Origin of the sequence: Tenacibaculum haliotis (assembly GCF_025215075.1) — a bacterium.
GTDB lineage: Bacteria > Bacteroidota > Bacteroidia > Flavobacteriales > Flavobacteriaceae > Polaribacter > Polaribacter haliotis_B.
The window spans coordinates 248357-260056 of record NZ_JAOBTH010000029.1; the positions used below are offsets into that span (position 1 = coordinate 248357).

12 protein-coding genes are annotated in these 11700 nt (G+C 29.5%); 6 read left to right on the forward strand and 6 right to left on the reverse strand.

Translation table 11 applies throughout. The features are described 5' to 3' along the window. The first annotated feature begins 1 nt into the window (after nucleotide 1). Complete coding sequence (locus N2251_RS12835; RefSeq protein WP_260587130.1) at nucleotides 2-1003, forward strand: NAD-dependent epimerase/dehydratase family protein; 1002 nt, start codon at nucleotides 2-4, stop codon at nucleotides 1001-1003. On the opposite strand, the gene N2251_RS12840 is transcribed toward N2251_RS12835, so the two are convergent. From N2251_RS12840 to N2251_RS12850, 3 genes are read right to left on the reverse strand one after another with little or no spacing between them, the layout of a single operon-like run. Next, the gene (locus tag N2251_RS12840; protein ID WP_260587131.1) at nucleotides 1004-1456 is read right to left on the reverse strand and encodes a DUF4296 domain-containing protein; all 453 of its coding nucleotides are present in this window, start codon (nucleotides 1454-1456) and stop codon (nucleotides 1004-1006) included. It abuts the gene before it with no gap. Then, nucleotides 1457-2794, reverse strand: coding sequence for a dihydroorotase (locus N2251_RS12845; protein ID WP_260587132.1), 1338 nt, complete (start codon nucleotides 2792-2794; stop codon nucleotides 1457-1459). It abuts the gene before it with no gap. A 2-nt stretch (nucleotides 2795-2796) separates the two neighbouring features. Further along, nucleotides 2797-3519: a polyprenol monophosphomannose synthase gene (locus N2251_RS12850; RefSeq protein WP_260587133.1), complete on the reverse strand. Its 723-nt coding sequence runs from the start codon at nucleotides 3517-3519 to the stop codon at nucleotides 2797-2799. A 62-nt stretch (nucleotides 3520-3581) separates the two neighbouring features. On the opposite strand from N2251_RS12850, the gene N2251_RS12855 reads away from it, so the two are divergent. The 4 genes from N2251_RS12855 (at nucleotide 3582) to N2251_RS12870 (ending at nucleotide 7048) form a co-directional block, all read left to right on the forward strand. Then, on the forward strand, nucleotides 3582-4241 hold the full coding sequence (locus N2251_RS12855; RefSeq protein WP_260587134.1) for a DUF4271 domain-containing protein: 660 nt from the start codon (nucleotides 3582-3584) through the stop codon (nucleotides 4239-4241). A gap of 12 nt (nucleotides 4242-4253) precedes the next feature. Beyond that, nucleotides 4254-5000 carry a uroporphyrinogen-III synthase gene (locus tag N2251_RS12860; protein WP_260587135.1) on the forward strand — a complete coding sequence of 249 codons (747 nt, stop codon included), beginning with the start codon at nucleotides 4254-4256 and terminating at the stop codon, nucleotides 4998-5000. Between the two features lie 123 nt (nucleotides 5001-5123). Then, nucleotides 5124-6119 carry an inorganic phosphate transporter gene (locus N2251_RS12865; RefSeq protein ID WP_260587136.1) on the forward strand — a complete coding sequence of 332 codons (996 nt, stop codon included), beginning with the start codon at nucleotides 5124-5126 and terminating at the stop codon, nucleotides 6117-6119. A gap of 44 nt (nucleotides 6120-6163) precedes the next feature. Further along, the gene (locus N2251_RS12870) at nucleotides 6164-7048 is read left to right on the forward strand and encodes a sterol desaturase family protein (protein WP_260587137.1); all 885 of its coding nucleotides are present in this window, start codon (nucleotides 6164-6166) and stop codon (nucleotides 7046-7048) included. Nucleotides 7049-7066: 18 nt separating this feature from the next. Here the strand turns inward: N2251_RS12870 and N2251_RS12875 are convergent, their stop codons facing one another. Genes N2251_RS12875 through N2251_RS12885 form a run of 3 tightly spaced genes read right to left on the reverse strand, consistent with a single transcriptional unit; the run spans nucleotide 7067 to nucleotide 10204 of the window. Next, nucleotides 7067-8329 carry a BamA/TamA family outer membrane protein gene (locus tag N2251_RS12875; protein ID WP_260587138.1) on the reverse strand — a complete coding sequence of 421 codons (1263 nt, stop codon included), beginning with the start codon at nucleotides 8327-8329 and terminating at the stop codon, nucleotides 7067-7069. Continuing rightward, nucleotides 8319-9293 (reverse strand): glycoside hydrolase family 113, encoded by a 975-nt coding sequence (locus N2251_RS12880; RefSeq protein WP_446678067.1) that lies wholly within the window; start codon nucleotides 9291-9293, stop codon nucleotides 8319-8321. Before N2251_RS12880 ends, N2251_RS12875 begins: the two co-directional genes overlap by 11 nt. 41 nt (nucleotides 9294-9334) lie before the next feature. After that, nucleotides 9335-10204: a transporter family protein gene (locus N2251_RS12885; RefSeq protein ID WP_260587140.1), complete on the reverse strand. Its 870-nt coding sequence runs from the start codon at nucleotides 10202-10204 to the stop codon at nucleotides 9335-9337. Between the two features lie 139 nt (nucleotides 10205-10343). Between N2251_RS12885 and N2251_RS12890 the strand changes: the two genes are divergently transcribed. Further along, the gene (locus tag N2251_RS12890; RefSeq protein ID WP_260587141.1) at nucleotides 10344-11690 is read left to right on the forward strand and encodes an NAD(P)/FAD-dependent oxidoreductase; all 1347 of its coding nucleotides are present in this window, start codon (nucleotides 10344-10346) and stop codon (nucleotides 11688-11690) included. Nucleotides 11691-11700: the final 10 nt, after the last annotated feature.

Sequence of the window (11700 nt, forward strand, 5' to 3'; positions counted from 1 at the left end):
TATGATTTTAGTTACAGGAGGAACAGGATTGGTAGGATCACATTTATTATATCATTTAACTCAAAAAAATGATACAATACGTGCTATTTATAGAACGGAAAAAAAGAAAGAACACGTCAAAAAAATATTTTCTTATTATACAGATGATGTTGAGCTCTTCTTTGCTAAAATAGAATGGGTTAAGGCTGATATTACCGAAGTACCTTCTCTAATTCCTGTTTTTAAAAACATAACGAGCGTTTATCATTGTGCAGCTTTGGTTTCTTTTAACCTGAAAGATTATAGACAAATGCGTCAGGTAAATATTGAAGGTACAGCAAATATGATTAATCTTTCTATTGATGCTAAAGTTGGTAAGTTTTGTTTTGTAAGTTCAATTGCTGCTGTTGGAAATTCTATAAACGGTAAACCTATTGACGAAGAAAATGAATGGTCTGATGAAGACAATAATAGCGGATATTCTATTACAAAGTATGGAGCTGAAATGGAAGTTTGGCGAGGCAGTCAAGAAGGATTAAATGCTGTAATTCTGAATCCGGGAGTAATATTAGGAAGTGGTTTTTGGAATGAAGGATCTGGTAAATTATTTACGCAAATAAATAATGGATTAAAGTTTTATACTGAAGGAATAACTGGTTTTGTAGGCGTACAAGACGTGGTGAAATCAATGATTTTATTGATGAACTCTGATATTAAAAACGAACGTTTTGTTTTGGTGTCAGAAAACAAATCATTTAAAGATATTTTAGTTGCTATCGCAGATGGATTAGATAAAAAAAGACCATCAGTAAAAGTAGGAAAACTAATAACTTCTTTTTTATGGAGGATTGATTTGGTAGTAACTTTTTTAACAAAAAAAGAACCTTTGCTAACTAAAAATTCAGCAAAGGCCTCTCATAATAAATCTTACTATTCATCAGAAAAAATAAAAAGAGAATTAAATTTTAAATTCGAATTAATCAATAAAACTATCACTCAAATTTGTAAAAATCTAGGCGCATAATTATTTACGTTTCTTTAATTCAATTAATTTATCTTTAAAAACAATTTTACTTTCTTTTATCTCTTCTAACAGCTCTACTTTTTCTGGTTTTATGCTTCTTTTTTTATTTAAACTATCTTTTCCGATATAAAACAATTCTATAGAGTCTATATTCGATTTTACTTTTTTAATCAAATCGGTATATTCTTCTGTTTTAGAAACATAGTACTTATTACTAATATCAAATCGTGTACTATCTATTTTATACTTTTCGTACACCAATATCATATAGTTTTTTTCTTTCTTTAAAAACTTATTCTTAACATTATTAGCAGATGATGCAATAAACATATCAGTTAATAACGCAACCATAGAATCTTTAGGAATTAAAGTTTTTGGTTCTTTATAAATTGTATTACTTGAGGTACAAGAAATACTAATCGAAGCAATAAGTATGTAAATAAGTTTTTTCATCTATATTTTAAACTCTAATCGTTTTCCTTTCGTATTCTCATCAAAAACTCCGTTAGCAAACATTAAATTTCCATTCACAAAAGTATGCGTTATCTTACTTGAAAACGCTACATTTTCAAAAGGAGACCATCCACATTTGTATAAAATATTTTCTTTTGTAACTGTCCAACTATCATCTGTATCTATCAATACTAAATCAGCAAAATATCCTTCTTTAATAAAACCGCGGTTTTCTACTTTAAATAGTTTTGCTGGATTATGACACATCTTCTCAACTGCTTTTTCAATTGACAAAACACCTTCTTTTACTTTTTCTAAAATTGCAGGTATTGCATGTTGCACTAATGGCCCGCCACTTGGTGCTTTCATATACACATTATCTTTTTCCTCTAGCGTATGCGGAGCATGGTCGGTTGCGATTACATCGATTCTATCATCTAGTAAAGCCTTCCATAAACCATCTTTATCTTTTTGAGATTTAACAGCAGGATTCCATTTAATATGTGTTCCTTTTGTATCGTAATCTTTATCTGTAAACCATAAATGATGTACACAAACTTCCGCCGTAATCTTCTTTTCTTCTAACGGAATATCATTTCTAAATAGGTGTGTTTCTTTTGCTGTTGATAAATGAAAGACATGTAACCTTGCGCCTGTTTTTTTTGCCAATTCAATAGCTCTTGATGAAGACAAATAACACGCCTCTTCACTCCTTATAACTGGGTGGTATTTTAACGGAATATCATCGCCATATTTTGCTTTGTATACTTCCGTGTTTTTTCTGATCGTTGCTTCGTCTTCACAATGTACAGAAATTAACATATCTGTTGATGAGAATATCTTCTCTAAAACTTCTTCATTATCAACCAACATATTTCCTGTTGATGAACCTAAGAACAACTTAATTCCTGCTACATTTCTAGGATTTGTTTTTAATAATTCATCCAAATTATCATTCGTTCCACCAAACATAAACGAGTAATTTGCATACGATGTTTTAGAAGCTGTTTTAAATTTATCTTCTAATAATTTTTGAGTGGTTGCTTGTGGCACCGTATTTGGCATTTCAATAAAAGATGTAATTCCACCCGCAATTGCCGCTTTACTTTCGGTTGCTATATTTGCTTTATGAGTTAAACCTGGCTCACGAAAATGTACTTGATCATCGATCATACCAGGAATTAAATATTTTCCTTCAGCATCGATAACCTCAACATTTGAAGTTACTGAAATTTCTGTTGAAATTTCTTTAATATAATTTCCTTCAATTAAAACATCGCCTTTAAAAACCTTGTTTTCGTTAACGATATTTGCATTTTTTATTAAATATGACTTCATAATTATTTTGGTAAACCTTTTAATCTCATTTTTATAACTCCGAATACTGCTTCTTTTATAATACCAGAACTCAGCTTTGATTCTCCTAAAATTCTATCAGTAAATATAACAGAAACCTCTTTTATAGTAAATTGATGTTTCCACGATTTAAATTTCATTTCTATCTGAAAAGCATATCCTATAAATTTAATTTTATCTAATTTAATAGTTTCTAAAACTTCTCTTTTATAACATACGAAACCAGCTGTGGTATCGTGTATTGGCATTCCTGTAATTAATCGCACGTATTTTGATGCAAAATATGATAATAACACTCTGCTCATAGGCCAATTAACCACATTTACCCCTACAGAATAACGAGATCCTATAGCAACGTCAGCGTCATTATTTTTACATGCCTCATATAATTTTATTAAATCGTTTGGATTATGAGAAAAATCAGCATCCATTTCTATTATAAAATCATACCCTTTGTTTATTGCCCATTTAAATCCATGGATATAAGCAGTTCCTAAACCATTTTTACCTGTTCTTTTTTCTATATAAAGTTTGTTAGGGTATTCTTTTTGTAACTTTTCTACGATGGTTGCTGTTCCGTCGGGGGAATTATCATCAACAACTAAAATATCAAACTCTTTTTCTTGACTAAAAGTTGCTTGTATGATAGCCGCTATGTTTTCTTTTTCGTTATAAGTAGGAATTATAACTAAAGCGTCTGATTTCATGTAATTTTCATCTAAAACTAGGCAAATATACACTAAATAATCACTAATTTTGTGTTAAATAAATGCATAAAAAGGTACAATTGCAAGCAATAGAACGTGTTATAACTGATAATAATTGGATTACTTTAGTAATTATATTTGCTGTTGTTTTATTAGCAACCCTAAAATTACTGAAACCAAATAGATTATTAGGATATCTTTTCGCTTTTCTTACCTCTGGTTTTTTCAAAAAGAAAGTTGAAGATAACACCTCTTTTTATGAACCTTTTAATTTATTGTTTTTTTTATTTTCTTCAATAATAATTTCATTGTTTTTGTTCTTGGTTGTAAACTTTACACCATATGAACATAACTTTATAAACTATTTAATCGTATTTTCAGTTGTTATTTTATACCTCTCTATTAAACATTTCATAAACGTAACTATAACTAATACACTAGGTCTTTCAACTATTTTAAAGTATTTTTTGGTTGTAAAATCAGGCTACTTAAAAAGCCTTAGTTTATGGCTATTTCCTGCGATAATTGTACATCAATACACATTTAATAGTAATACATTTTTACTAACTATTTTTGGTATCTTATTTGTTTTCAGGGCTTTTTTAATTTTAAAGAATAACAAAAGAATAGTTATGCGCAAGTTATTTTATTTTATTTTGTACTTTTGCACCCTTGAAATAGCACCGCTATTGATTGCTTATAAAATAACAATGACTACGTAAAGAGAAAAACACATGAAAGTAAAAACTATTTTAGTTTCTCAACCAGCTCCTAAGACGGAAACTTCTCCTTATTTTGATTTAGCTGAAAAACAAAAAGTAAAAATTGATTTCCGCTCTTTTATTCATGTTGAAGGTATTGATGGAAAAGAAGTTAGGTCTCAAAAAATTGACTTAAACAACTACACCGCAATTATCTTAACAAGCAGAAATGCTGTTGACCATTTTTTTAGAATTGCTGAAGAAATGCGTTTTACAGTTCCTGATTCTATGAAATATTTTTGTCAATCTGAAGCCGTGGCTTTTTATTTACAAAAATATGTTGTGTACAGAAAACGAAAGATTTATGTTGGTACCAGAACTTTTCCAGAACTAATAAAATCAATAAAAAAACACAAAGACGAGAAATTCTTATTACCATCTTCGGATAAATTAAAACCATTAATCCCTGCTGAGCTAGATAAATTAGGTGTTGATTGGAAACGTGCAGATTTATATAAAACTGTGGTAAGTGATTTATCTGACTTAGAAGATGTTTTTTATGATGTTTTAGTATTTTTTAGCCCTTCTGGAATTGATAGTTTATTTGAAAATTTTCCTGATTTCAAACAAAACGAGACAAGAATAGCTGTTTTCGGAAACTCAACCATTAAAGCTGTTGAAGATAGAGGCTTACGTGTAGATATCGCTGCGCCAACTCCTGAAACACCTTCTATGACTATGGCTTTAGATAAATATATTAAAGACCTTAATAAAAAGTAATTTTCACTTTTTAACACATACATAAAAACCGTCAAATGAAATTTTTGACGGTTTTTTCTATTTAAATCTGTAAGTAAAAAATAAGTTCATCGTCAAAATTAGAATACTAAAAATTCTTATTAAATGATCTTATCTCTTCTTTTTATTACTGCTTGCTTTTTAGCTTATAGTAATGGCGCTAATGACAACTTTAAAGGTGTTGCTACTTTATTTGGCGCAGGAATTACTAATTATAAAAAAGCAATTAATTGGGCAACAATTACCACTTTTTCGGGTGCTGTTGCTGCAATTTTCTTAGCAGAAGAATTAGTAAAGAATTTTTCAGGAAAAGGATTAGTTCCAAATGAATTAATACAAACTCCAATTTTTGCAATTGCAATTGCCTTAGGAGCAGCAATTACTGTTTTTGGAGCAACCAAAATAGGAATGCCAATATCAACTACACATAGTTTAGTTGGAGGATTATTTGGAGCTGGAGTTATCGCTGTTGGCTCTGAGTTTAATTTTGAAAAACTAGGAAATACTTTTTTAATCCCTTTAGTTGTTAGCCCATTAATGGCAGCCGTTTTAAGTTTGATTGCGTATTTATTATTTAAGTTTTTTAGAAAAAGAATATCCTCTTTAAATAAAGAAAAACCAGCTTTACTAGGAATAAGCTCTCCAAAAGTTTTAGACTTTTTACACTATATAAGTTCTGGAATTGTAAGTTTTGCTAGAGGCCTAAATGATACGCCTAAAATTGTAGGGTTATTAATCATCATCAATACAATTAATATAAAATGGAGTATGATTTCTGTGGCCATTATTATGTCTTTAGGCGGATTGCTAAATGCTAAAAAAGTAGGAGAAACCATGAGTAAAAAAATTACAAAAATGAATTCAGGTCAAGGATTTACTGCCAATATGATTACTGGTTTATTAGTAACTACAGCAAGTATTCATGGATTACCAGTATCTACAACTCACGTTTCTGTTGGTGCTCTTTTTGGAATTGGAACTGTTACCAAAAAAGCAGATTATAAAATAATTGGAAAAATTATCTTATCCTGGATACTTACCTTACCTGTTGCGGCATTTATGAGCGCAATTATTTTTAAAATATTAGAAACAATCGTATAAAATTATTACATTTATTTCGTCCTTTTCAACAACACTACTATCTAATGAATAAATACTTTGATATCATAAAAAATTCTTATTCTGATTATTGGAACTATTTAAAGCAAACTGTTTTAATGCAACTGAATTGGGAGAATTATTTTTACGGATTAATTGTTATTTCTTTAGTTGTTTGGGTGTTAGAAATAGTTTTTCCTTGGCGAAAAAATCAATCAATATTTAGAAAAGATTTTTGGTTAGATGTTTTTTATATGTTTTTTAATTTTTTTTTATTAAATCTATTTATTTTAATTGCTTTATCAAACACAACTGCACAACTTTTTAATGATCTTTTAAGTGTCTTTGATCTATCAATAGCCAACTTTCAATTGTTTAACATTAATGAATTTCCTTTTTGGGCACGAATTTTTACCTTTTTTATTATTATAGATTTCGTGCAATGGTTTACGCACACATTATTACACAAATATGAGTTCTTATGGAAATTTCACAAGGTACATCACTCTGTAAAAGAAATGGGATTTGCAGCGCATTTACGATACCACTGGATGGAACCTGTACTCTATAATTCTATGAAATATATTCCGTTAGCAATCATGGGCGGATTCACAGCACAGGATGTTGCTGCTGTTCATTTTTTCAACATTACTATCGGGCATTTAAACCACGCTAATATTAATTGGGATTATGGTTTTTTAAAGTACATTTTAAACAATCCGAAAATGCATATTTGGCACCATGCAAAAGAATTACCCGAAAATAGAAAAACAGGTGTAAATTTCGGAATTACCTTAAGTATTTGGGACTACATTTTTAAAACCAATTATATTCCGAATTCTGGTAGAGATATTGAAATTGGTTTTGAAGGAGATGAAAAATTCCCATCAACTTTTATTAAACAAGAAGCTTACCCATTAAATGAAAAGTAATTTCAAAAAAAATATTTATTAAAAATATTGCCCTATTCCGAATACAAGTCCTTTAGAAGCATTTTTGGTTAAACCGTAACCATAATCAATTCTAAATATAGCATTAAATATTTTTTTATTGATAAACCGCAATCCAACTCCCGAATAAATTTGCATATTTTTTTCTTTTACAAAATCACTTAAACTCCCTCCTGGATTTCTCCAAGTACCAGCATCAATAAATGTGTTTCCTTGTATTGCTAACCAGTTATTTTCATACATTGTATGTCTATATTCTGTATTTAAAACAATACTTCCTGTACCTCGGTCTACCAAAATACCAACACCTCTTAAATTCACATTATTATCTAATGCAAATGGTGCAAATGGGCTTTTTATATTTGAAGATAATCCTATTCGCAATCGATTCGCCCAATTTCCGTTTTCACCAACCCGTTTATAATACAAAAAATCATTCCAAAAAATTAAAAAATCATTCTGATATTCGTTTTCAGAAATTACATACTGACCATATAATTCGTTCTTAAATCCGTTTACATATTGATACTGATAATTTAAATTATCAAATGTATAAATTGTTTTAAATAACCACTTATTTACATCTAATTTCAATGGAACTTCAGCCGAAATACTTCCTGATAAATAATCATATTTTTCTTTAAAATAATTCACTCCAAATTGGAGATTATTTTTAAAATTTATTTGATACAAAGCAAGCGCTTCATATGACGTATTTTGATATTTATAATTTGCTGTTTTTTTATCAAAATATAAAGGCTCTTCACTTATCCATTTTTGATGATTTAAAGCTAATCCCCATTTGCTAGAAAATAATGTTGGTGCTCTAAAATTAATACCATAAGAATTAAAGCCATTATTTTGATAAAACCCACCTAAAGTAATATTTTGCCCTAAAAAATTGTAATCAGAAACTCCAATCTTATATGCTGTTTTATCACCAGTAACTATCCAGAGATTAAACTCAGGTATTAAGGTGTGGTTTTCTACAACATTTATTAAAACATTGTACTCGTTTTTGTGTGAATGAAACACCTGAAAAGAAGCATGAGAAATTGCAGGCAAACGTTTTAAACGAATAATATCTTTACTTAATAAAGTAGAATCTAAAAGTGTATTTTTTTTAGTTTCTAGGATTTTTTTTATGAATGAAATTTTAGTTTTTTTTAACCCTTTAATTTTTAAATCAAGAATATTGTTTTCTTGCGAAAACAAACTAAAATTAACACCTATAATTAAAATGAATATTATTTTATTTCGCATATAGTTTTTTAATTAACGCTTCCGTTGGTTTATTTTGTGGAGTAAATCTGTTATTATTTTTTCCGCCAACCTTTTGGTGTTTATGAAACCATTTCCAAATAAAACCACCTGCAAACCAATCTTCTTTCCAAAATTGATTATAAATAGCTTGCATTGCATTTTTCTGGTTTTGATGATTCACCTTTTCTATAACCCTATCTGAATTCCACGGTTCTTTTCCTGTAAAATCGACACTTCTGTAACCGTATTCGGTAAACAAAACAGGTTTATTTACTTTCTTTCTAACTTTTTGTATTTCGTTTTTATGAATTTGCCAACCTTTCTCAAAATCTGCTATAGTTGGTGTTTTTTTATCACTTAAAGGAAAATAAGCATCAATCCCTATGTAATCTAAATCGTTCCAAAAAGATACTCTTTTGTATTCGTCCCAATTGGCAGCATAGGTAAGTTTTCCTGTATAAATTTTTCTGATTTCTTTTATTAGTTCTCCCCAAAAAAGAGGTCTGTTTTTAACAAATTGTTCTAATTCGGTACCAATACAAAAAATATCTGCTTTTAGTTTTTGTGCTGTTTTTGCGTATGTTAATATAAAATCTTCATATGAATCTTCTAAAACCTTCCAATTTTCTTCTGATTTCATGGCTATGTTACCTGTAAATTCTCCTTTCCAAACCCATATATGAGGTTTTATCATCAGTTTAATATTTCTTTTTTTAAACTCTTCTCCATATTGAATAATTCCGTTTTCAGTTTCGCCAAACCATTGTCGGTTTGTATTATGAATTATTGTTGGAGATGCTAAATCTTTAATAAAACCAAAAGGCATTAACGCAACATAATTAGCAGAAACTTTTACAACAGGAGAAATATGTTTTTCTGTTATCTTATCCGAAGAGGCCACGAAACTAATTCCGTTTATTTTTTTTGTTTGACTTTTACAAGACAAACATATGAGGCAAATCAAAAGAATTTTAGGTATTTTCATAACTCCTAAATTAGTCTTTTTTAAAACAATGCGCGTACACCAATATTAAAACTCTGTCCTAATCCGTTATTTGTTCCTCTTACAAAATTACTATAAAGCGCTTCTAAGTTTAATGTTTTAGTTATTTGATATTTTCCACCAAAACCTAAAGCAGTATAATCTTGTGTAAAATCGCCAAAACGTTCTGAATGCTGAACAAAACCTAAAACAGTTGATTTATTCGTTGGGAAATAACTCATAAAAATACTTGGTACAAATAAGTAAGTGTTGTTTGCGTAACTTTTAGTATCTCCAAAACTATACTCTGTATTAAGTTCTGTGAAAAGCTGCCATTTATCTCCTTCAAAAGTATAATCATAGAAAAAACGATTTTGAAAAATCCATGAAGATTGATCTAAATAAACACCATTTACATCTTGCTCAACAGCAACTAAAGGGATGTGAACTGCTGATTGAATAGAAAAATTTCCTATACTTTTAAATGGTTGAAATTTAACTGCTGGTGCTATAGAAGTAATCCCTTTTCTTTCTGTTATTCCGTTTTCTAAACTAAAAACAGACAAGGCTTGTCTGCCTCCAATTGTATTGGATCTAAATTCTGCTAAAAAACCAACATTAAAACGGTTGTTGTTTGAAACTCCTGTAAAAACTTCAACAGACGAAGTGAAAAAGTTTTCTCTTAATTTTGATTTTGAACTTCCATTCTCATCAGCAAATTTTGTTTCCGTATATAAGTTATTCCCCCATTTAATATCCCATTGCCCTTTATTTAACAATTTTGATGGTGTATACGTTTGAATATTACTCTTCTCATTTTCTTTATCTTGAGAAACTCCTTGCGCAATGCTAAACAACACAACTGCAACAAAATATATCATTTTATTTTTCATCCTTCTTATTTTATAATTAAATATAAAGACGATTTATTTTACCACTACTTACGATTTTACACTATTTAAAATCATTCTAAATTTATTTACATTATTAAGTTCTTAACTTTAACAACGACCTAACTGCAAATCAACTTTTATGGAACACGTTGTTATTATTGGTAATGGAATTTCTGGTGTTACGGCTGCAAGGCATATCAGAAAATTATCTGATAAAAAAATTACTATTGTTTCTTCTGAAACCGACTACTTTTTTTCAAGAACAGCTTTAATGTATGTGTACATGGGGCATATGAAGTTTGAACACACACAACCTTATGAGTCTTGGTTTTGGGAAAAAAACCGAATAGAACTTAAAAAAGGTTTTGTTGCTAATATAAATTCATCAGATAAAAAATTAGATTTCAGCAATGGAGAAACTTTATCTTATGATAAATTGATTATAGCAACAGGTTCTAAACCCAATAAATTTGGTTGGCCTGGTCAAGATTTAAAAGGCGTTATGGGAATGTACCATAAACAAGATTTAGAAAATCTAGAAAAATATGCTCCTGATAATAAAACTTGTAAAAGAGCTGTAATTGTTGGTGGTGGATTAATAGGCATAGAATTAGCAGAAATGTTAAGAAGTCGAAAAATTCCTGTTACTTTTTTAGTCCGTGAAACTAGTTTTTGGAATGGTGTTTTGCCTGCGCAAGAATCTGTGATGATTAATGAGCACATAAAAGAGCACCATATAGATTTACGTTTAAATACTAATTTAAAAGAAATTAAGTCTGATGAAAACGGAAACGTAAAATCTATTATCATTGAAGAAACTGGTGAAGAAATTTTTTGTGATATCGTTGGTTTAACGGCTGGTGTTACGCCAAATATCAATTTTATAAAAAATTCTGGAATTGATACAAATCGCGGAGTTTTAGTGAATCGTTTTTTAGAGACGAATATAAAAGATGTTTATTCAATTGGCGATTGCGCAGAACAACATGAAGCTATTGGTCAGCGCAGGAACATAGAAGCAGTTTGGTACACAGGAAGAATGATGGGAGAAACTGTTGCACAAACTATTTGTGATAATAAAACAGCTTACAAACCTGGGCATTGGTTTAACTCTGCAAAATTTTTAGATATCGAATACCAAACCTATGGTTGGGTTTTTAGTGAACGAAGTAAAAAAGAGAACGAAACTTATTTTCAGTGGCAGCATCCAAAAGAGAACAAATGTATTACCATTTCTTTTGATAAAAACACACAGCTATTCTTAGGGATAAATACTTTTGGTATTAGAATGCGTCATGAAATTTTTGATAAATGGTTAACGGAAAAAAGAGCTATCAAGCACGTACTAGAATATTTAGCTGATGCCAATTTCGACCCTGAATTTTACAATTTATATGAACATGAAATTGTAACTAAGTTTAACTTAGAAAACAACACTAATATTCAATCAAAAAAGAGAAGTTGGAAAAGAATATTTAGTCGCTAACTGATGTTTA

Bases quoted from the DNA above. Each gene is read 5' to 3' on its own strand.
- N2251_RS12835 (WP_260587130.1), top strand. From the start codon at position 2: ATGATTTTAGTTACAGGAGGAACAGGATTGGTAGGATCACATTTATTA.
- N2251_RS12840 (WP_260587131.1), bottom strand. From the start codon at position 1,456: ATGAAAAAACTTATTTACATACTTATTGCTTCGATTAGTATTTCTTGT.
- N2251_RS12845 (WP_260587132.1), bottom strand. From the start codon at position 2,794: ATGAAGTCATATTTAATAAAAAATGCAAATATCGTTAACGAAAACAAG.
- N2251_RS12850 (WP_260587133.1), bottom strand. From the start codon at position 3,519: ATGAAATCAGACGCTTTAGTTATAATTCCTACTTATAACGAAAAAGAA.
- N2251_RS12855 (WP_260587134.1), top strand. From the start codon at position 3,582: ATGCATAAAAAGGTACAATTGCAAGCAATAGAACGTGTTATAACTGAT.
- N2251_RS12860 (WP_260587135.1), top strand. From the start codon at position 4,254: ATGAAAGTAAAAACTATTTTAGTTTCTCAACCAGCTCCTAAGACGGAA.
- N2251_RS12865 (WP_260587136.1), top strand. From the start codon at position 5,124: ATGATCTTATCTCTTCTTTTTATTACTGCTTGCTTTTTAGCTTATAGT.
- N2251_RS12870 (WP_260587137.1), top strand. From the start codon at position 6,164: ATGAATAAATACTTTGATATCATAAAAAATTCTTATTCTGATTATTGG.
- N2251_RS12875 (WP_260587138.1), bottom strand. From the start codon at position 8,329: ATGCGAAATAAAATAATATTCATTTTAATTATAGGTGTTAATTTTAGT.
- N2251_RS12885 (WP_260587140.1), bottom strand. From the start codon at position 10,204: ATGAAAAATAAAATGATATATTTTGTTGCAGTTGTGTTGTTTAGCATT.
- N2251_RS12890 (WP_260587141.1), top strand. From the start codon at position 10,344: ATGGAACACGTTGTTATTATTGGTAATGGAATTTCTGGTGTTACGGCT.